The organism is Desulfoscipio sp. XC116, from assembly GCF_039851975.1.
Taxonomy (GTDB): domain Bacteria; phylum Bacillota; class Desulfotomaculia; order Desulfotomaculales; family Desulfallaceae; genus Sporotomaculum.
In genome coordinates this window covers 3767564-3788889 of sequence record NZ_CP156660.1, presented here as the reverse complement: position 1 = coordinate 3788889, position 21326 = coordinate 3767564, and the positions used below count along the sequence as shown (strand labels likewise).

The following is a 21326-nucleotide window of genomic DNA, read 5'->3' as shown; positions in this document are numbered from 1 at the left end:
AGGGGTATGTGTATTTTTTATGGCTTTCACCATAGTAGATACCGATTAAACCCGACCTGCGCAGGTCGGGTTTTTTTAATGCTATATCCAATAGGTAGGAGGTAGCTTTTTGTTAGAAGAAATAACCTGTTTTAAAAAACAAGTTTCCATTCCGGGAATCAATTTTTATATTCACGGCAATAACACATTTCTCATTGCGTCGGACAACCCGTTAAAAGTGCTGAGTTCCGCCGTGCTGGGGGCGGATCTTCACCAGGCCAGATACATTATTAACCATACTGTGGACAAAGACTATAACGGCAGTAATCCCGAACGGGACTTGTCAAAAGTAGCCGCGGGCTTGGGGCTGGGAAAAGAGGTCTTGGGTATGATGACGGCTGTTAGTATCACCCATACCTTTCTAAGTCACGTTAATCATCGGGGACTTTCCGTGGCCACTTTTTGCACGGCGGGGATAGGTAATCCGGGCGTAGCCGGTTTGCCTATCGGTAAAGTAACCAACCGACAAAAATACGGAACCATCAATCTTATTTTGTTAATTGACGGAAATCTTACCGCCTCCGCCATGGTTAACGCCGTAATAACCGCCACGGAGGCTAAAACAAGGGCTTTATTCAAGGCAAATGTCTGCCTGCCCGATGGCGAACTGGTTACAGGCACTACCACAGATGCGCTGGTCATCGCCTGCACCGGCAAAGGGCAAGCCCTGTCTTATGCCGGCACGGCCACAGATTTGGGATATTATATCGGACGGACTACCTCCGAAGCTATTTTCCAGGGTGTGGCCAACTATATCTCACTGTCCGGCGCCGGGGAATATATCATTAAGAATAAGGGCCATTTGGTAAATTAATTTTTGAATAAAGAAGCGAATCCCGCTTGCTTTTTTTTCAGGATAGGTTGGGGAGAATAAAAGGGGTGCTGATAAATTGTTTAAGAAGTTAACTATTGTTTTAATTTTACTGCTGGCAGTGCTTTCCATGGCTGCTTGTGCGGACAAGGATACTAAAGTGGTTACCAATCTGCCGGAACAGGTGGAAGAACAATCCGTAACGCTAGATGACAGTAAGGAACAGCCGGACGACAGTAAAGAGAAAAATCCCAAAGCGGCGGCCGAAAATTCCGGAAAAACCGCTGCGGCGAAGGATAAGAAAAACGTTGCGAACGCCGGGGCCTCCGACAAAGAACCGGCGGCGGCCGAAAATAAGAAACCGACCCCAAAACAAGCCGGTGTGGCCGTGGACCGGGAAACATACAAAGGCTACAAGGGCCCGGTACAGGGAGAAATTAAATATAAGGAAGGTACTCCGGCAGATACAAATTCCAGTTCTTATAAGGCTGCCGGAGATATTGAAAGTCCTTACCACGTAAATTTAACCGTTACCCGTGATTACGGCCATACAAAAATGTTTGGCAAAGAAGTGGGCCTGGTTAAGGACGAAGTGGGCATGGAAGTAATGTTCCGGAACTTGGACATCCAAACCGCTTACGGCGGCGGGTTTGTCAATAAAATTAACGGTTTGGAATCCAAGTATACCTTTTACACAGGTTCGGAGAGGAAAAAATTGGACTGGTTTTACTGGATAAACGGTATTTTAGCCCCGGTGGGCGTTGCTGAATACCGTCCTCAATCCGGGGATGAAATTTGGTGGGATTATCATAACTGGGATGTCACCATGTTTATCCCGGCGGTGATCGGTTCGTACCCCCAGCCCTTTAAAAACGGATTTTTGGGTAAAAATCCCGGCACAGTTATTATGTATACGGACTCCTTTCAAGATGGCGCGCAAAAGCTTAAGAAGAGCTTGTTAAATCAAGGCGTCAAAGAAATAGACACGGCCGCTTACAACCCGTCGGCGCTGGAAAACCCCGGTAAATACTATATTCTTCTGGGTACCTGGGGGGATTTGTCCGCCGCAAGCGATCTCCTGCAAAAAACCAACTTAAAAAACAAACTAATCGGGGTATACGTAAAATTTGAAAACGGTAAAATACAGGCCTTGAACACCAAGGGCCAAACCGTCAAAACATTTGACGATACGACAGGGGTCATCTATGCCTTTGCGCCGGGAATCGGCGCCACCAGGCCGACCTGGCTGGTAACGGGAACCGATGCCGGCGGTGTGCAAGCGGCTTTGGACGTGCTAGTAAATAATCCGTCTTCCATCACCCAATTTTTCGGGGCCGTAGTTACCCCAAACGGTGTGGAAAATGTACCTTTTATGAATTAGGAAGTGAAAAGGGGTTTTATGCTTAATAATAAGCTTTTACGCATTTACCTGATAATTTTTATCGTCTGGTTGTTTACCGGAGGAAGCGCTTTTGCTTCAGCCTCCGTTGCCGTTTCCGCGGAGACCGGCTTTGACGGCAAATGCAAGGCCGGGGGAATTAACCCGGTACGCGTGACGCTGAAGTCGGGAGGACAGGATTTTGAAGGCATCTTAACTGTTGCGGCGGGTGAAAAATTATACCGGCACCGGGTTGACCTGCCGGCGGGAACTACCAAAATGCTGCCCTTTGCGGTGCTGATTTTGAGTCAGGACCGGGAAATAACGATCAACTTTACCGATAACGAAGGCAAAGTTATTGCCCGTTGCCGGGCGCCTCTGGAAATTGCGCCCGCAAATTCTGTTTTGGTGGGATTACTCAGCGATACCCCGGCTGAGCTTTACCATATCAGGGGTTTGAAATCACCTTTAGTGGACGGAAAAGATGTATTGACGGTAAATATGGATGAAGATTTTCTTTTTACCCCGGCGGAAATGCAAAATTTTAACTTGATCATAGCGGATAATTTTAATACGGGCAATTTAGGCGCGGATCAAGAGGAACTGCTGCGGAGCTGGCTGTCCGGCGGAGGGCTGGCCTTGGTGGGAACAGGCCGCTACGGTTACAAAAATCTAACCGGTATGTTTGACCAATTGGATGCGGCTAAAGCTGTCGGTTATGGCTGTGCGGCCCCCCTTTCCTTCAGCCCGGCGGTGATTGACGACCCGTCCGGGGTGGCTGAAGCCGTTGAACGATATATTACCGCCGCGGGATTGGGCAGGTTAATCAACGGTGCGAGAATTGACGAACAGGCCGCGGCCGCCGGAGAACTGCGGCCGGTGGCCGAACGCTTGTTGCGGTCTTCAAATCATGCGCTGCTGTTTCTGTTGGCCCTGGCTGTTGTTTACCTTCTTTTGCTGGGCGCGTGTATCTTTTGGCAGGGAATGCCGCGTTGGGCGGTTCCATCCATTGTGGCGGCGTTTGCAGTGATTTTCTGCATGCTGGCCTGGTCCGGCGGGTTATACGGAAGTAAAGCCGTATGCGCCGGCGTGCAAATTCACGGGGATGACGATGATTTATATTCTCTGACCAATATTTATCCTTACCGGCGCCAACAATTACAGGTGCAGCTGCCTGGAATGGATTTAGTGCAGGAAGCGGGTGCCGGAAAGTTTAGTATCGACCCCCTGCGGGCCGCTGTTATCTATGATGATGCCGAACCCCACTACCTGTTTGGCCGGGGAACGGCGGCAGGCGGCACTCCGCCGCTGCGGCCGGCCCTGGACGGGGATTTGTTGACGGGGGAAATAAAAAATCCCCTGGCGTGCGATCTTGTCAACTGCTTCCTGCTGGTGGGTGATACCGTCGTCGGCCTTGGGGATTTGGAAGGTCTGGACAGCGTGGGGCTTAAGTATCGTTTGGAACATACTCTTTTCAATCTGAGCGACTATAACTTCCTGGATACCGTTTCCCGGACGGGGAAAATGGACAGCTATCAGCTGGAACTGTTTAAGTATTACTTTTACCAGGCGGAAAATGACGGCGTGATGTGCAAAATGTTTGGTTTTAGCCGCGGCCAAAGAGAACTGACAATCAACGGCAAGCCACGGAAAGTTGACGAGTTGGTCCTGCATGTTTTTCCTATGGCCTTGCGGACCGGCACGGGAGCGGTAACACTGCCGCCCGGATTTGTACAGCCCGTGGTGGAATACCGGAATTCTTCCGCAGTGATAAAAAATGATTATAACCTGCGGGAAGGGGAAGAACTGACAGTTTATTATGCTCTGCCCCCGGAAGTGCGGGCCGGGGAAATATCGGTTTATTCCCGGGTGGAGGGCGGTCAGGTAGAACTGGCGGTTTTCAATCGCCGGCAGAGTGCCTGGGAACCCCTGGTTTCCGGTATGCTGCGGGACGCTATGTTGGAAGATTACATCGGCCGCGGTTCCCTGGCCGTTAAAGTCAGGGGGAGCGGGCGGGTAATCATTCCGCAGATTGAAATAAAGGGCTCCGGGGCGTCTGCGGAAGTACCGGCAGGTGGATGAACAGGCGTGATTAGAACCGTGCCCGCTTGAAAGGGGTGTTGGACATAGACATGGGCAAAAAAAATATTACCCTGATGCTTTCCTATTTAACAGTATTGACAATAGTGCTGGCCGGCTATCTTTTTATGGTGGCCCTGCCGGCGGAAGGGTACAACCCCGGGGATTATAAGCAGGGTTACTTGTATTTCATGGCCTTTCAGTTTTTACTTTTTTCCCTGCTTGTTCCCTTCTGGGAAATAGGAGCGTTAACCGGCGGGTCAATTAAGCAATCAAAGGCATTGCCGCAGGTTGGAGCAGCGTTTAAAACGCTTTTCTATTACCTGGGCGGCCTGCTATGGCAGATGGTGATTCTGGTGTTTGCTTCTGTTCCGCTTATTTTTATCATTCATATCGCCGGATGTCTAAATATCATGAATTTCCTCTGGCCGATGGCTATACAGGTTCTATGGGGGATGTTTATTCTCAGTGCGCGTATTTTTTTGCATACCACCAACTTGCCTAAAATGTGGCAGTACTATTTCCTGGTCTGCTTAATTTTTGCCGTGGTTGTTTTAACGCTGGTTTTCTTTTATTTTTACCTTGCATACGGGCAGCTGGTGGTCACAACTGTTTTTGACGGAGACATTCCCGGCCTGTTTTTCTTAAATCCCCTGCTTACCGTTACGGGCCTGCTTTACATGCAAATAGGCGGCGGCAACCAGGTGGGCTGGGCGCCGGTGGTTTATCACCTATGCTTTTGCTGCCCGGTTATATTAATTTTCTGTCTGCTTACTTTACGGAATTTAAAGAACGCGTATCGCGAGGTGTAAGTATTGTCCGGTAACCCCTTGGACCTGGTATTGTTAAAGCTGCGCCGGAAGTTATGGCTGGAAAATGTTCTGCATTGGCTGATCAGCGGCCTGTTGGTCACAGCCGGGATGTTGTTTGTCTTTATGGTGTCGGCACACTTGTATCCCTTGCTTTACGTGCCGGGAAAGGCCCTGTATGCCGGGGGGGCCCTGATGGCTCTCGCCCTGGCGGCGGGATTATTGAAAAGGCCTGATTTAAAACAGGCGGCGGCGGCCGGGGACAGACTTGGCTTGGAAGAGCGGCTTACGACTTATCTGGAATACCGCAACCGGGAATTTGCCCTGGGGGAAGCCTTCCGGGAAGAAGCGGAGTATGCCGTGCAAAATATTAATCCCCTGAGCCGGTATAAATTAAGCATTAACGGCAAAAAAATTTTGGCCGCCGCTATACTTATTATCTTGGCCTGGGGTATATATTTTCTGCCTTCGGAAACGCGGCAGGCGGCCGGAGAGCGGGAAGAGATCAATCGGGAGCTGCAAAAAGAGGCGGGAAAAATAAAAAAGATTCGGGAGGAATTGCCGGAAACGAAAGATGGCCGGGAGAATAACGAACAATTATTGTCCGTTTTAAAAACGCTGGAGCGCCGTCTGAGTCGCGCCGGTGATTTTGACCTTGCCGCTGCCGAGGTGGCGGACGCTCAAAAGGAATTGGGCCGGTCGGTCGCCAGTCAGGATGAGATTATGCAAAGCCTGGCCGGTATTTTTGAGGGCACGGGGTCCGGGCATCAAGTACTGCGGGAAGCCCTGAGGTCGGGAGACCTGGAAAAGGCCGTCAAACTGAGTGCTGAAAGCCAATTTACAGACTCGGAGCGGAAAACCATGCTCGATAATTTGCAGGAAGCCGCGGGCGCTGCTTCTTCCCCGGAGCTGAAAAGCGAACTGGCCCGGTTGAAAACCGCGCTGGAAGATAACGCTCTGTCGGGGGAAAAGCTGCAGGAAGCGCTTCGTGCCGTGGCTGATACGGGTAAATTATTCGCTCCGGAAGAAAAAGTTGCCCTGGAGCTGCAGCAGAGCAAGGAAAGGCTGCTGGCCCGGACAAACGGCGGTATTAACAGTCCCGGCGGCGGAGACCGGCTGGCCGCCTTCGCAGCCGGAGAGACCAGCGACTACAGCCGTGCTGAAACTACGGTCTCTTCGGGCGGCGACCTTGCCGCCGGTGGTCCGGGCGGGCATCACACCGGCAGTTCCCATGGCGTGGGGGGAGGTGCTAACAAAGCTTCCGGGGAGGGTAACGGCGAAGGTCTAACCGGTGAACTGGCCAGGCGGGAACAGGCCACCCGGTTGGGCGAAGAGGGAGCTCCTCTTTCCCGGGTGCAGGGTCAGCTGGGGACGGAGGGCGGTATGGTGGATAAAGCCGCCGACAGGGTGCCGACGGAAACCGGGGAATTGTCAACGCCGGACCGGGTGCGGGCGGAATTCGGGGAAGCGGATATGGAGTACGTTTTAAAATACCCCATACCCCTGCCCAGGCGAGAACTGGTAATGGAATATTTTACGCTGCTAAATGGGGGAAATTAAAATGGAGCGGAATCTCGTAATTAATTTTCAAGAATATTTTACAGCCCTGGAAAGTGAAGTGGGTAAGCTGATCATAGGGCAGGACGAGATAGTCAGGCAGGTTATGATCGGCATTATTGCCGGCGGCAATGTGCTGCTGGAAGGAGCGCCGGGCCTGGGTAAAACTCAATTGGTAAAAACCCTGGCCCGGGTGCTGGATCTTTCCTTCTCCCGCATCCAGTTCACTCCGGATTTGATGCCAATGGATATTACAGGTACTGTAATCATGCATAAAAACCAGGGCGAGCTGAACTTTTCATTTGAAAAAGGTCCTATCTTTCACTCCCTGGTGCTGGCCGATGAAATCAACCGGGCCACCCCGAAAACTCAGAGCGCGTTTCTGGAAGCGATGCAGGAAAAAACCGTAACGGTGGGCGCCACATCTTATCCCTTGCCCGACCCCTTCTTTGTGCTGGCTACCGAGAATCCCCTGGAAATGGAAGGAACTTATCCTCTGCCCGAAGCGCAGCTGGATAGGTTTATGTTTAAGTTGAAGATATTCTTGCCGGAGCTGAATGACTTATCCCGGATAATGGACCTCACAGTAGGCGGCTCCCGGGAGCCGCAGGTCAAGAAGGCGGCCACCGGTGAACAGATTCTGCAGATGCAGCAAATTGCCCGGGAAGTGCCGGTGGCTGCGGAGGTAAAGCAGTACGCTCTGAAAATTATACTGGCCACCCATCCCGACCATAGCCGGTTGCAGCTGGTCAAGGATTACGTAACCTGCGGCGCCAGTCCCCGGGGGGCGCAGTCCATGCTGGCCGCGGCCAAAATACGGGCCCTGGCCCGGGGCCGCTATAACGTTTCCTACGAGGACATTAAAGTTATGGCTCACCCCTGTCTGCGCCACCGCGTTTTTCTGAATTTTCGGGCCGGGTCGGACCAGGTGGACACCGACACGATTATAGAGGAACTATTGCGGCAGGTGAATTAATATGAATAACCTGTCAATAGATCAATTTTTAAAGGAAATTGATCATCTGGTGCTGTTTAGCAGGAAGCGGCTGATTAAAGGAGCCGCAGGAAATCGCCGGGGCAAGGGGCGGGGAATATCCCTGGATTTTTACGGGCACCGGGGATATTTGCCCGGCGACGATATACGCCGGGTGGATTGGAAGGCCTATTCCCGCACCGGTAACGTCTATGTCCGGGAATATACGGAAGAGAGACAACTGCAGGTTAATATAATTTTGGACAGCAGCGTTTCCATGGATTTCGGCAATCCCAACAAATGGACCGCGGCCCGGAAGGCAGCCCTGGGTCTAAGTTATATTACTCTGAAGCAGGGGGATAAGCTGAGCTTTTGCGCCTTAAATGATCAAATTAGGATCATCCAAAAGCAGGCCGGGGGCAAAGAGAGTTTCTATCAATTGCTGCGGGAGGTGCGCGAATTAAAACCGGCGGGGCAAACCGTATTAAAAGGTATTATAGACAGCAAGCAATCGGGTCCCGGCATGACTTTTTTAATTTCTGATTTGTTTGGTGACGGCCTGCCGGAAGCCCTGGACCATCTTTGCTTCGGGGGGCAGGATGTGGTAGTGCTGCACCTGCTGTCTCCCCAGGAAACGAACCCCGACTACGAAGGGGAATTTAAATTTATTGATTTGGAAACGGGGGAAGCCAGACCGGTTTATCTGGATCAAAGAACCAGGGCGATTTACCGGGTCAAAGTTAATGAATTTATACAAAACTGCAGAACAATTTGCCACAGGCGGGATGTAAGATATGTTTTCGGGAGTACCGGCAAATCAGCGGTTAGTCTGGTGGCCGCGGCGGCGGGGATAGTGTAATGAGTTTTTTACAGCCCATGGGATTGCTGCTGGCCCTGGCTCTGCCCCTGATAATTATATTGCATTTCCGCAAACAACAGGTGGCCGAAAAAAATGTCCCTACTCTGATGCTGTGGAACCAGGTGCTCCGGGAAGTGCAGGGAGTTAAAACAAGGAGCATAAACCGCCGCTTGTTGCTGTTGCTGCAGCTTTTGATCGGTGCTCTGTTGGTGCTGGCTTTGGCCCGTCCTGTTTGGATAGCATCCTGGCATGGTGAGGAGGTTACCATTGCCCTGGATTGCTCCCTCTCCATGCAGGCCGTGGAAGGCGGCGCCACTCGTCTGGCCAAGGCCGGGGATGAACTAACCGGCTACCTGGCGACACTGCCGGACGATGTGCGGATTAACCTGGTATTGCTGCAGAAGAACAGCCGCCTGGTACTGGAAAAAGCCTCCCCCGATGAGGTAGTGGAAAGATTGGCGCGTATTGCCTGTACCAGTGAGGTCCTGGATATGGAAACGGCCGCCGGGGTGCTGAACGCCTGCCCGGCCCCCCGGGTGGTGATTACCGATAAGGAACTGCCCCTGGGCGACAAGCGGATTAAAGTGGGTGAGCATCTGGAGAATATGGGCATTACCGGTGGTACGTATGATTATCATACCCATGCCGCCCTGTGCCGGGTAAAAAATTACGCTTCCGCCGACCGCACCGTATTGCTTCAGCTGGAGGACGACCGGGGCCGCCGGGACGTTCAGAAGGTGGATATCCCGGCCGGCCGGGAAGCGGATGTCAACTGGCCCCGGCTGGACACGGGCGCGCAATTGCTGCGGGTAACCATTCAAAATCAAGATTTGCTTGCCGTGGATAACTCTTTTCTGCTGCCGGTTGGTGACAGCTTTAGCAAAAAAGTGCTGCTGGTGGGCGAAAGCTACTATTTGCAGCAAGCCCTTGCCAGTCTGCCCGGTATTACCGTACAAAGTGTCGACCGGTGGGATGGGGTCAAGGATCAATACGACCTATATATTATCAATCAGGAGCCCCCTGCCGGAATGCTCCCGGCGGAAGCCCGTGTCTGGCGGCTTAATCCGCCCGCAAAGATGCTTGGCGGGCAGATAGACGGTCCGGCTCCGTTAACAATTTCCCCGGGTACCCTGGCCAGGGATCTAGAATCGGACCTGCAGGGAGCCTATGTGAATAAGTGCGCCGTTCTGAAATTGCAGCCGGGGTATCGGGTGGTAATGGAGGCCGCCGGCAAACCGGTGATGGCGGCAGCGGACAGACGGCTTTATTCTACGCCGGACTGGGATAATACCAATTTCACTTTGCTCCCGGCTTTTCCCATCCTGGTGGACAATATATTGGCGTGGTTCTTCCAGGATGAAGCGGCGTGGCTGCAACCGGGCGATCAGATTTACCCGGAGCGGGACCGGGCTTTGAGAGTACAAGGCCCGCAGGGTTTTAACGCGGCACTGGAAGGAATTCCGGTAACCTTGGGCCGACCCGGCGTTTATCAAATTATGGAAAGCGGTCAAAAGGTGCGAACAATTATTGTCAATCCTCCGTCCGGACTTGTCTCCGGAACTATTGAGCAGTCGGAGAAGCAAAATAAAAATGAGCTAACCGGGGGCGTCGGTTCAGCGGGATTGTTGCCGCCGCTTAATCTGCAGGTTATCATCCTGGTGCTGGCGCTTGTGCTGCTGGCGGTGGAATGGCAGGTGTACAGACGTGAGCTTTAGTGACGGTATGGATATCAAACTGCTGCTCTTGGCCCTGTTGATGCTCGGTTATTTCGCCATGGCGGGTTATCGGGCGCGCCGCCGTTTACCCCCTAAGACCCTTGCCTGGTGGCTGGCCTGCCGTCTGCTGGCCGTAATTTGCCTGCTGCTGGTCTTGGCCGGGGCCGGGATGGTGCTGGTTCCCCGGGACACCACGACTGTTTTTCTGGTGGATGGGTCACTCAGTGTCAAAGACCGGCAAACCGCGGTGGAAAAATATATCAATGATCAGTTAAGCTCCAAGACGTCCGGGGACAGGGTGGCGGTGATCACCTTCGGCCGTGAGCCCATGGTGGACGTTCCCGCAGGCGGGCAGGTGGAGCGGGTTTCGCTGGCCGCGCAGCCGAATCCCAACTTTACCGACCTGGAAAAGGCGGTGGCGTTTGCTCTGGATTATTTTCCGGCGGATACCAACCGCCGCCTGGTATTAATTACTGATGGCCGGGAAAACTCCGGTAACGTTGGTTCCCTGGCCGGAAAACTGCGGGACAACAACATAAGCCTGCTGGTATATCCTTTGCCGGGGGGGCGGCGGCAGGACGTGCAGTTCAGCTCGCTGAACTTGCCGGCCGGTGTTCAGCCGGGGGCCCGGGTGCCTGTCGGCGTGACCCTGGATAGTACTTGGCCGGTTCGGGGCACTATCCGCATCTTTTGCGACGGGGAGCAGGTACTGCAAAAAGAGGTGGCGGTGCAGCCGGGTGCCAATAATTTCAGGTTTGAACTGGCCCCGGAAAATGAAGGGAGGTTGAATTACCGGGGGGAAATTGATTTCCGCGGGGATGAGAATGCCGGGAATAACAGCCTGACCGCCGCCGTAATGGTGGAAGGCGTCCCCGAGATATTGGTGGTGGGCGGCCAAGGAGAGACGGCGGTGGTTAATTCTCTTCTGCAAAGCCTGGGTATGAACGTCACATGTTACGATCCCGGCACAGTACCCGGGGATCTGGAATTTCTATCGCGTTTCAAGGAGATTTTTTTGGTCAATGTTGCCTACCGGGATTTGCCGCCCGGTTTTGAGGACAGTCTGGAAAAGTGCGTGCGGGAATTGGGCGCCGGTCTTGTGGTTACCGGCGGTGAGCGCAGCTTTGCCCCGGGGGGTTACGAAAATACCCTGCTGGAAAAAATACTGCCGGTGCGCTGCCGGATGAAAGGCAACCAGAAACAGCCCAACCTGGGACTGGTGCTGCTGATTGATTGTTCAGGCAGCATGGAAGATACCGACGGCGGGGTTAAAAAACTGGAGATGGCCAAGGAAGCCGCTCTGCGCTCGGTGGATGTTCTGGAACCCGGCGATTACCTGGGTGTGCTGGGCTTTGCCGATACGCTGGAATGGGTGGTACCCTTCGGCCCGGCACGGGAGCCAAATAAAATCAAGGATAGTATCGCCAAGCTGGCTGCCAGGGGCGGCACCCTGATCATCCCGTCCCTGGGAGAAGCCTCCGGAACACTGCGGCAGGCTCCGGTCAAGGTCAAACATATCATTTTGCTTACCGACGGCCAGGGGGAAAAAGAGGGCTACCAGCCTTATGCCGCCGCTCTGAAGGAGCAGCGGATTACTCTCTCAACTGTGGCGGTGGGAGAGGATGCCGACCGCCGGGAACTGGAATACCTGGCGGAGCACACCGGGGGCCGGCATTATTACACCCGGGATTTGCAGAGCATCCCCCGCATATTCACGAGGGAAACTTATCTGGCTTCCAAAAGATATATTAACAACGAGCAGTTTACCCCGGTCCAGGTACAGGAGACAACCTATTTCCCGGCAGTCTCCCCGCCCCCTTTAAAAGGTTACGTGGGTACCGGAATCAAGGACGGGGCCGAATTGCTCCTGAAAAGCCGGCGGGACGACCCGGTGTTGGCCGCCTGGCGGTACGGGGTGGGGAAAGTGATAGCTTGGACGCCGGATTTAAACGGCCGCTGGAGCGCTCCCTGGGTGACCTGGCCGGGCTTTCAGGAACAGTGGTCCCGGTTGATTAATTGGTGCTTGCGGGATGCGGGGGGAGGTGAACTGCAGGTAGAGCTTACCCGCCGGGGGAGTGAAGTGGAAGTTTCCGCCGCCACTGCGGCCCCGGAATCCGGGCAGCAGGCGGAGATGCTTGTACAGGGGCCGGGGGGGCGGCAGAAGGAAGCCGTGTTGCGGCAGGTGGCACCGGGCAAGTACGGCGGCAGCTTCGCCCTGGAAGAAGTGGGGGGCTATGTAGCAACGGTCAGACTTAAAAAACAGGACAGCATTATAGACAGCCTGACCAGGACGGTGCATGTGGATTATTCCCCTGAATATGCTCTGAACACCGGCGACGGGGAAGAAATCCTGCAGTCTCTTGTTGACGCGACCGGCGGTCGATTGATAGCCGATGATCTAAAAGTATTCCGGCAGCCGGTGACAGAAAACCGGGCTGTGGTCAACCTGGACTTTATCCTGCTTCCCCTGGCGCTGCTGTTTTTTATACTGGATATTGCCGCGCGCCGGCTTAACTGGTTTAAGCGGTAGACTTTGGGACTTAATTTTCATATTGATTCCAGTCGGCCTTTAAAAAGAGTTGATTAGTTGATTATAAGAATGATGTGCGAAACAATGCTTTTACTTTAAGAAAAGAGGTGTGCTTATGTATTATAGAAAAACTATGCGGTTGTTGTTGGCCACGCTGTTAAGCCTGCTGATGATTACGGGCTTAGGGCTGTCGTCGGCGGCTGCGGCCCAACCTGAAATTAGCAGGGAAGACGTACATCGCGCCGCTCAAAAGACCATTAACTATTACCACGATACCTATAAAGACAGTGAGTTTCACGGCATACTGGACTGGCCGGCCCTGGGGTTGTTTGGTTTCGGCGAGGATATAAGCGGTTCCAAGTGGACGGTGAACGGTAAAAACGGGGCTTACTGGCGGGAGGATGAAGTCCGCCAGGGCATACAGCTGAATAAAATTAAAAATACCGATTACCAGCGCACCATCATCGGAGTGTGCGCCGCCGGGAAAGATCCTTACAATTTCGGCGGTATTAACCTGGTGGAAACAGTAAGAAACTCTATGCTGCCCAACGGTCATTTCGCCGATTCCATTGCGGACCAGAAAACCGGTTTGCCGGTGGGGGACGACCTGATCAACGCCCATTGTTTCGGTGTTATTGCCCTGCATTGTGCCGGAATGCCCATTCCCAACCAGGATAAATGCCTGGAATGGCTGGTTGGCAAGCAACTGCCCAACGGAGGTTTTAACTGGGATGTAAAACATTTTGACAATCCCGAAGATTATCAGCTGGTGGATGGAGATGCCGATATGACGGCCGCCGCCCTGATGGCCATGAGCATACTGGGAGCCGATGAGAGCAATCCGGCGGTAGCCCGGGCCCTGGCATTTCTAAAAGAAGAGCAGTTGGATGACGGTGGCTTCCATTCCTGGGGCACTGCGAATCCTGAAAGCTGCGCCTGGGTTATTCAGGCTCTCACACTGCTGGGTCAGGACCCCATGGGTGAAGCATGGACCAAGCCCTCCGGCGGTAATCCGGTAAGCGCTCTGCTTAAGTTCCAGTTGGAAAACGGCAGCTTTGCTCACGTATTGGCCGAGGAAGATATGCTGCCCGTGTACGATAATGCCATGTCTACCGAACAGGCTCTTTATGCTATGGCCGATGCCTATAATCAAAAGTCCGCGTACGACATGCTGCACGAAAAGTACCGCCCCATGGCGGAAAAATATCTGTCCGGCGGTTCCGCGGCGAAGTGAACTTGTTCAGCTAAAGTTGAATATCGAGGCTTTGGATGGGGATTATGCCCCAGCTGAAGTAAGAATGGGAACTTCCGCTTATGGAAGTGGGAGTCTTGACATTTGACAAAGGTATTTTAAGAGTCGAAGGAAAGAGAATCCGGTCCGGGACGTTTTGTGTCCCGGACCGGGGTAGGATTAAGGGTAAACCTGAAATAAAGAAGGTAGTGGCATGAATATAACCGGTTTTTCATGCGTCGGGCGCGATAATATTATTTGTTTTAAACAGGGGAATGAAAAGATATTCCTGCTCAAGAATGAGATAATCATGTTTGCCACCAGTGACAGAAAGGTTGATATTTATACCTTGCGGGGGAAGCATACCGTTAACACCAGCTTGAGCGAAATAGAGAAAAAATTAAACGATGCCGGTTTTTTCAGATCTCACCAATCCTACCTTGTTAACCTGAAGATGGCAAAAAAAGTAAGCAGCAAAGCGGACAAGCGTTACATAGAGTTTCATAATACCCGTGAAACCGCACTTATCAGCAAGAACAACGAGCGTAAATTATATGAGATGGTTAAGCTTATCTGAATGTTGGTGCCATTGTTGGTACCGCATATATCAAGTTTGCAGCAATGGGAATAACGCTTAAGATACCGGCGGAAGAAATCAAATATTTACATATATTGTTTGGGTTCTAGCTTGGAAGTTCTTATTTATTGGTTGGTCAATGTTCTTGGGCGTATATTTCTGCAAGACAGTGCCGATATAACCGCCGCCTGCGAGGAAGTTATATTGAAGCATTAACGGGATTCGGGGAAGGATGATCAAAGCATGTTTGCCTATCGGGAAAAAGACAACTTTATTTATAAACTTCATCCTTTTACCTCTGTGGCATATATTTTTGTGCTGGTTCTGCTGTCCTTAATTTTTTATCATCCGCTGTATTTGGCGGGCTTGTTTTTGGTTTCGGGCGGCGTGATTATCGCTTCCGGCAACCTGCGGGAATGGAAGCCCTACCTGCTTTTAAGTCTGGGCTTGCTGGTTTTGCTGATGCTGGTAAACGCTGTGTTTGTTCACGCCGGGTCGACGGTGCTGCTGACCGGGCCCCGGGTGCCTTTACTGGGCACTCTAAAAATTACTCTGGAAGCAATATGTTTCAGCGGCGCCATGGGTATTCGCCTATTGGTCATTATCAGCGCCTTTTGTTTTTATACCTATGCTGTACATCCGGATAAAGTATTGAAATTATTAAATAAATTCAGCGGTAAATCCGTACTGGCCATCATTCTTGCCACCCGGATGTTTCCTCTCCTGGTGAGGGATGTGCGCAGAATATCGGAGGTACAGCGCTGCCGCGGTGTAAAACTTGATTACGGTACCCGCCGGCAGCGTTTAAGGAGCCGCCTGCCCATAATCAATATCCTTTTACTTTCTTCTCTGGAGCGTTCCATGCAGACGGCGGAATCTATGCAGGCCAGGGGATACGGGAGCGGAAAAAGGTCGTTTTACTTTCGCGATTACTGGCGCCCCCGGGACTGGCTTGTGCTTATTCCCACCGTTTTTGCTTTGGCGGCGGGAATTTGGGCGGCTTTGCAGGGGTGGTCCGCCTATATTTTCTATCCCCGGCTGGAGTCGATCAAGCTTGATCAAATGGTGATGGCGCCAATTATCGTATTGCTGCTGGCGGTGCCGGTAATTTTGAGCTGGGGGTGGAAAAGGTGGACGCTGTTGCGATCAAAGATTTGACTTACCGGTATCCCGACGGGGAAAAACCGGCTTTGAATGATATCAACCTGGAAATTCCCGAGGGGCAGTTTGTTCTGCTGGTGGGCGGTTCCGGGTGCGGCAAGTCAACATTAATCAGGGCCATAGCCGCTTTGGTGCCGGAATTTTACGGAGGTACTTACGAAGGACAAGTTTATATCTATGGCCGGGAAATCGAACGGATAGACCGGCGCAGTTTGGTGCGGCAGGTGGGAATGGTTTTCCAGGATCCGGAAAGCCAGCTGGTTATGACCGGTGTAGAGCAAGAGGTGGCCTTTGGCTTGGAGAATCTGGGTTTGGCAAGCGGCTTGATGAAACGGCGGGTGATGGAGGTTACCAGTGCTTTGGCTTTGTCCGGCTGTTTACAGAGCCCTATTCCCGAGTTGTCGGGCGGGCAAAAACAAAAGGTGGCCCTGGCTTCCGTATTGGCGATGCAGCCCGGTATTTTAATCCTGGACGAACCCACATCTCAGCTGGACCCCGTGGCCGGTGAAGAGATACTCACCATGGTCAGGAGGTTGAACGAGGAAAACGGTCTTACGGTTATTCTGGTTGAACAGCGTCTGGAAAGATGTTTTCACCTGGCCGACAGGGTGCTGGTGCTGGAGGACGGGCGTATTATACAGGACGGCGGCCCCGGGGACGTTGCCAAATGGGCGGTAAACAGTCATTCTCCCTTTGTGCCTCCGCTGGCCGGTTTATTTGCCGGCGCAGGCTGCCTGGAGGCGCCTCTGACCGTGAAACAGGGGCGGAAAACTTTACAAGCATATGCCCCCGGGCCGGGTTTTAAAAAACCGGATCGGGAGATTGCAAAAGCTGTATCCGGCGACCAGTGTATCGTGGATATTCAGAATTTGTGGTTTACTTATCAAAACGGCATCGAAGCCTTAAAAAAGGTTTATCTGGAAATTCATCCGGGGGATTTTACGGTAATTATGGGTGCCAACGCAGCCGGAAAGAGTACCTTGCTCAAACAGATTGTCGGGCTTTTAAAGCCGGGCCGGGGGCGGGTGACCGTTGCGGGCAGGGATACCAAAAAGCTGTTGGTGGAGGAGGTGGCCTCCACCGTGGGCTATCTGTCCCAGGATCCCAATGATTATCTTTGCTTGCCCACGGTGCGGGAGGAATTGTCCTTTACCCTGAAAAATATGGGCTTGCCGGATAACGGGTTAAGCGGAACAATTTTAGTCCGGTTGGGCTTGGAACAGTATGGCAAGGTAAATCCCCGGGATTTAAGTGCCGGGGAGCGGCAGCGGGTGGCTCTGGCCTCGGTGCTGGTGGCCGGGCCCGCAGTGCTGCTGCTGGACGAGCCCACCCGGGGGCTGGATTACCGGCTGAAGGCCGAGCTGGGAAACCTTTTGCAAGAACTGCAGACCCTGGGCACGGCTGTTGTGGTTGTAACCCACGACGTGGAATTTGCCGCCGAATACGCCCGGGATATCGTGCTAATGGCCGGGGGCGCCGTTATCGCCCGGGGCGATAAATATGAAATGCTTGCGGGTTCCACCTTTTATTCGCCCCAGGTCAGCAAGTTGTTCAACAATATTGTCGACGGGGTGGTAACCCCGGAACAGGGCCGTGCAGTTCTGCGGCAGTTGACGCCTTGGAAGTGAACTCGTTCAGCTAAAGCTGGACATCAGGGCTTTCAGATGGGGATTCCACCCCACCCGAAGTGAAAATAAGAACCCCCGCTTATAGAAGTGGGAATCTTGGAATTTGATAAAAAGGCTTGTTGGGCTAATTGAGGGAGTCTTTGAAATGCGAAGAAATTGATATTTAGAGCGACACGCTGGCGTTGCCGCTGTGTTTGCGCATGGCCGGCTGCTTGGCCCGGGTGGGGCCGTTACGCTTTTAAGCCCGTAGGATAGTGGCAGTTCCTTTAAATAAAAACAAGGAGTGACATCCAGCCCGGTAATGACTGCCTATACGGTGACGTCTTTGGCCCAAAGGCACGGCTTGGCCCGGTGATAGGGGCCCGCGGGTTCCCCAAACCGGGACAATGTAAGAGCAGGTGATTAAATGAAAAGACTATTTTTTACCGTTATATTACTTATAGCGGCTTTATTGCTGCTGCTGAGTGTTATTCCGGAAAACCCGTTGTATAACGTCAACTGGGCCCTTCTTTCGGTGTTGTTGGTAGGGCTGTCCCTGCTGGCTTTTTTCCGGCGCTTTGATCATACCGAGATCTCAGCCAGGGAAATCGCTCTGATAGCGACCATGGCATCACTGGCCGCTGTTGCCCGGGTTCCCTTTGCCGTCATTATGAGTGTCCAGCCCACCACCTTTATGGTCATGATTACCGGTTACGTATTCGGAGCTCAAACCGGCTTCATGGTGGGTGCTGTCGCCGCCCTGGTGTCCAACTTTTTTCTGGGGCAGGGCCCCTGGACTCCCTGGCAGATGTTTTCCTGGGGGCTGTGCGGAATGGCGGCGGGATTACTGGGCAGAAAACAAACAGAGTTTAAAAGGATACCTTTTTTGCTGTTGTGTGGAATCTGGGGCTATTTATTCGGCTGGATTATGAATATCTGGCACTGGCTGGCTTTTGTCTACCCTCTGACGCTGAAAACCTTTATCGCCACTTATATGGCCAGTTTCGCCTTTGATACTCTGCATGCGGCCGGGAACATCGTTTTTACATTGATACTGGGCAAGTCCTTTTACCTGGTGCTGGTACGGTTTAGAAAGAAGTGTTTTATTGTCAGGCCGCCGACAGCCGGGTGTGAGGGGGAGGCGGTCGGACGGCGGCAGTAATATGGTTTACCTTGCCGTTAAAACTTGCAGATTACCCCTGCCTGGCAGCTTGTTGTTTTTGCTCAGGCGCTTTGAATTTAATCGAAGTATTTTTCATAGATACTTGAGACTTGAACGTAATTCATTCAAGAAATGATCCAGGTCATCCAGGTCATCCAGGTTATGCTGTAAAATATCATAAATTTTCTCCGTGTTGATATCCCAGTAACGGTGTACCAGTCTGTTCCCGAACCTGGCCATATTGGTCAGGTTGCTGCTAAAAGCTTCAGATATAATATCGTTTTCCGCCATAACTTTAAAAGTATCGCCGTAATCTTCCGGAACCCGGAAATTATTCTTGGCTATTACGTGGTTACAAATATCAATGGCTGATTCAATTACCAGAATCAGGTGATATTTAGTGCTGGCAATCTTATGTGGGTCTCCGGACCATTCATTAAAAGACAATGAAGCAAGTTCCTTTAGTCTTTGAGACGCTTCCAGGTATTCGGTCAAAACCTTTTGGAGTACGTCGGGGTTATACTTCAAGTCCCAACACTTCCTTTAAGTAACGTTTTCGATAAGGCAAAAAGTCAATATATTTTTTGACAATCATACTAAAAAAGTTAACCCTTAGATCATCGTCATCAATATAAATCGGCGTACCGTTTTTAAGTACGTTGTAACAAAAAGATATCGGGGCATAGTTTATAATTCTGGCATCGAAAAGATATCCAAATTCTTTTTGTAGTTCCATCTCCATCTGAATTTCCAGACTGATGATATCACTCTCCGCAGGTAAGTTTTTGCGGTGAAAGTAGAAGGCTATATCTATATCACCGAACCCGTTATCCTCTAAAAACGAACCGTATATGTACGCAAATGCGGCGTTGGAACGTTTACTGATTAGTATCCCTATTCTTTTTACCAGCTCTTCTTTTTCTTCGGGATATAAAGAGTATTTTTTCCTTTTCCCGCACCGAAGATTTGTAGACATGCTATCACCAATTCTCACTGGTTTTTTGTTATTATAACAGTAAATAATTTACGGTGCCAGGAAAATAACCTCTCCTTGCATTTTTGATTCAACAAAAACCTTGGCCATGACCTGATAATTTATCGAGCTATTTTTCCGTTTCATAAAAACCAATCAGCGGCACGGCAAACATTTCGCTATTCTCAACTCCTGTCGGGTAAGCTATAGTGAGTCCAGGGACGGTTCCCTTCCCTGACTCATCCTGGCCTTTTGAACAATATTCCTGTTAACACCCAAAATTGCAGCTATTTACAATGGACCCCAATGTCAAGACACAATTTTTCAAATTCAAAGCGACACTGAGTAAGTATTAACAGCAAGGCCTTCATGGTCGAATGTTTCGATACGTTAGAAAGCCGCATTAAGGTAAACACATGCTAGCTAGCCTAATATTTGACAGTAGTCATAAAATGTGGCGGTCTCCAGAGGGAGGGTACGTTATCCCTATTCACAAAACCTAGCCGCCGCTTGCGGTCGGAGCGAAGCGGAGAGCCTTGACTCCATGTGCTAGACTTAAACAACCCGACCGAAGGCAAATATTTTTTTGGCGTATATCCGTCGGTCGGGTTATCTATTAAGCGGCACATGGAGTCAAGACCGGCGGCCTCTTTGTTTACATCCACTTTCAAATATCTTGGTTATGCAGATTGCTGCGATAAGTTGTTAGTAGCATAATAAGCGCTTGCTGGAGTCCTCTTGCCAATAGATGTATGTGGACGCTCGAAATTGTAATAACGCATAAAAGCAGCAATTCCTTGTCGGAGAGTACGGGGGGTTTCATAATTCTTCAGGTAAATATCTTCCCATTTAATGGTTCTCCAAAAGCGCTCTGTAATAGCGTTATCCAGGGCCCTACCTTTACCGTCCATACTGATTTTGATGCTATGTTCTTTGAGTGTATTTATATAGACAGGGCTGGTAAATTGACTGCCCTGATCAGAATTTAATATGATAGGAGTTCCGTGTATTTCGATGGCTCTGTTTACAGCTTTAATGACAAATTCCTTATTCATCGTATCGGAGAGCTCATATCCAACAATCATCCTGGAGTACCAGTCAATTATAGCCACCAGGTACATCCAGCGGCCTTGCATGGCACAATACGTAATATCAATTCCCCAGACATGGTTGGGGTGGGCTGCTTTGACATTCCGAAGCAGGTATGGGTAAACATACTGAGCTCTGTTACGTTTGCTGAGGTTGGGGCCGGGGTAAATCACCCGTATTCCCATTTCCCGCATATATTTTTGAATGCGTTTGCGGTTGACCTTGTAATCTACATCATCCATGTTATTTATGTCGTCAACAATCCGCCTGGAGCCTTTAAATGGATGCTGCGTGTGGATCTTGTCAATCAGATGTTTAATCTCCACTTCGTGTTTAGACACCTTTTGGGCAGTCCAGTATAAACCCGTTCGATTCAAGGATAATAGCTCGGCCTGAACTTTTATGGTTAAATGTGAATTTGTGATATCCCAATTCACCATAGCTTTGCGTTCATTCACGGGGTAAGATGCCGCTAGATTTTTTTTTAAGCCAATCCAACTGTGTTGTTAGACGGCCGACTTGCGCGTATAAGTTCTCGATGGTTTCTTCTTGTTTGCGCTTTTCTTGGGCAGCGGCTTTAGCATTCTTAGAGGTGGCGAATACCTTGTCGGCGCCTTCTAAGAGCTCCTTCTTCCAGCGGTGAACCACACTCACATGTACTCCGTATTCCGAGGCAATTTCGCCTATGTGGCGTTCTTCTTTTAAGGCTTCTAGAACTATCTGCAGTTTTTGCTCCGGTAACCATTGTTTTTTTTGCATGGGATATGCTCCTTTCA

The 21326-nt window shown here is 51.2% G+C and carries 17 protein-coding genes; 14 read left to right on the top strand and 3 right to left on the bottom strand.

The annotated features are described in order from the left end of the window. The first annotated feature begins 109 nt into the window (after window positions 1-109). The 14 genes from ABDB91_RS17785 to ABDB91_RS17720 all read left to right on the top strand — a co-directional run bounded on the left by ABDB91_RS17785 (window position 110) and on the right by ABDB91_RS17720 (window position 18488). Window positions 110-853, top strand: coding sequence for an adenosylcobinamide amidohydrolase (locus tag ABDB91_RS17785; protein ID WP_347489027.1), 744 nt, complete (start codon window positions 110-112; stop codon window positions 851-853). 76 nt (window positions 854-929) lie between these two features. Continuing rightward, entirely contained in the window at window positions 930-2231 is a 1302-nt protein-coding gene (locus tag ABDB91_RS17780) for a DUF4430 domain-containing protein (protein WP_347489026.1), read from the top strand. A gap of 18 nt (window positions 2232-2249) precedes the next feature. Continuing rightward, the gene (locus ABDB91_RS17775) at window positions 2250-4310 is read left to right on the top strand and encodes a hypothetical protein (RefSeq protein WP_347489025.1); all 2061 of its coding nucleotides are present in this window, start codon (window positions 2250-2252) and stop codon (window positions 4308-4310) included. A 50-nt stretch (window positions 4311-4360) separates the two neighbouring features. Further along, the gene (locus ABDB91_RS17770) at window positions 4361-5119 is read left to right on the top strand and encodes a hypothetical protein (RefSeq protein WP_347489024.1); all 759 of its coding nucleotides are present in this window, start codon (window positions 4361-4363) and stop codon (window positions 5117-5119) included. A 3-nt stretch (window positions 5120-5122) separates the two neighbouring features. Further along, window positions 5123-6676, top strand: coding sequence for a hypothetical protein (locus ABDB91_RS17765; RefSeq protein WP_347489022.1), 1554 nt, complete (start codon window positions 5123-5125; stop codon window positions 6674-6676). 1 nt (window position 6677) lies between these two features. Further along, on the top strand, window positions 6678-7649 hold the full coding sequence (locus tag ABDB91_RS17760; RefSeq protein WP_347489021.1) for a MoxR family ATPase: 972 nt from the start codon (window positions 6678-6680) through the stop codon (window positions 7647-7649). A gap of 1 nt (window position 7650) precedes the next feature. Further along, window positions 7651-8505, top strand: coding sequence for a DUF58 domain-containing protein (locus ABDB91_RS17755; protein ID WP_347489020.1), 855 nt, complete (start codon window positions 7651-7653; stop codon window positions 8503-8505). Then, window positions 8505-10220 (top strand): BatA domain-containing protein, encoded by a 1716-nt coding sequence (locus ABDB91_RS17750; RefSeq protein ID WP_347489019.1) that lies wholly within the window; start codon window positions 8505-8507, stop codon window positions 10218-10220. Before ABDB91_RS17755 ends, ABDB91_RS17750 begins: the two co-directional genes overlap by 1 nt. Further along, window positions 10210-12750 carry a VWA domain-containing protein gene (locus ABDB91_RS17745; RefSeq protein WP_347489018.1) on the top strand — a complete coding sequence of 847 codons (2541 nt, stop codon included), beginning with the start codon at window positions 10210-10212 and terminating at the stop codon, window positions 12748-12750. Before ABDB91_RS17750 ends, ABDB91_RS17745 begins: the two co-directional genes overlap by 11 nt. 115 nt (window positions 12751-12865) lie before the next feature. After that, window positions 12866-13984, top strand: coding sequence for a prenyltransferase/squalene oxidase repeat-containing protein (locus ABDB91_RS17740; RefSeq protein WP_347489016.1), 1119 nt, complete (start codon window positions 12866-12868; stop codon window positions 13982-13984). Between the two features lie 211 nt (window positions 13985-14195). Further along, window positions 14196-14558: a LytTR family DNA-binding domain-containing protein gene (locus ABDB91_RS17735; RefSeq protein WP_347489015.1), complete on the top strand. Its 363-nt coding sequence runs from the start codon at window positions 14196-14198 to the stop codon at window positions 14556-14558. Window positions 14559-14801: 243 nt separating this feature from the next. Then, on the top strand, window positions 14802-15716 hold the full coding sequence (locus ABDB91_RS17730; protein ID WP_347489014.1) for an energy-coupling factor transporter transmembrane component T: 915 nt from the start codon (window positions 14802-14804) through the stop codon (window positions 15714-15716). Then, window positions 15689-17347: an energy-coupling factor transporter ATPase gene (locus ABDB91_RS17725; protein ID WP_347489012.1), complete on the top strand. Its 1659-nt coding sequence runs from the start codon at window positions 15689-15691 to the stop codon at window positions 17345-17347. Before ABDB91_RS17730 ends, ABDB91_RS17725 begins: the two co-directional genes overlap by 28 nt. Before the next feature lie 406 nt (window positions 17348-17753). Then, a complete protein-coding gene (locus tag ABDB91_RS17720) occupies window positions 17754-18488 on the top strand; it encodes an ECF transporter S component (RefSeq protein ID WP_347489011.1) in 735 nt (244 codons plus the stop codon). 93 nt (window positions 18489-18581) lie between these two features. Here the strand turns inward: ABDB91_RS17720 and ABDB91_RS17715 are convergent, their stop codons facing one another. The 3 genes from ABDB91_RS17715 to ABDB91_RS17705 form a co-directional block, all read right to left on the bottom strand. Next, entirely contained in the window at window positions 18582-19016 is a 435-nt protein-coding gene (locus ABDB91_RS17715) for a DUF86 domain-containing protein (protein ID WP_347489010.1), read from the bottom strand. Further along, complete coding sequence (locus ABDB91_RS17710; RefSeq protein ID WP_347489009.1) at window positions 19006-19464, bottom strand: nucleotidyltransferase domain-containing protein; 459 nt, start codon at window positions 19462-19464, stop codon at window positions 19006-19008. Before ABDB91_RS17710 ends, ABDB91_RS17715 begins: the two co-directional genes overlap by 11 nt. 677 nt (window positions 19465-20141) lie before the next feature. Next, window positions 20142-21309 (bottom strand): IS3 family transposase gene (locus tag ABDB91_RS17705; protein ID WP_347487794.1). Its coding sequence is split into 2 segments (ribosomal slippage): window positions 20142-21026 and window positions 21028-21309, totalling 1167 coding nucleotides; the frame shifts between segments, so codons are not numbered across the junction. Window positions 21310-21326: the final 17 nt, after the last annotated feature.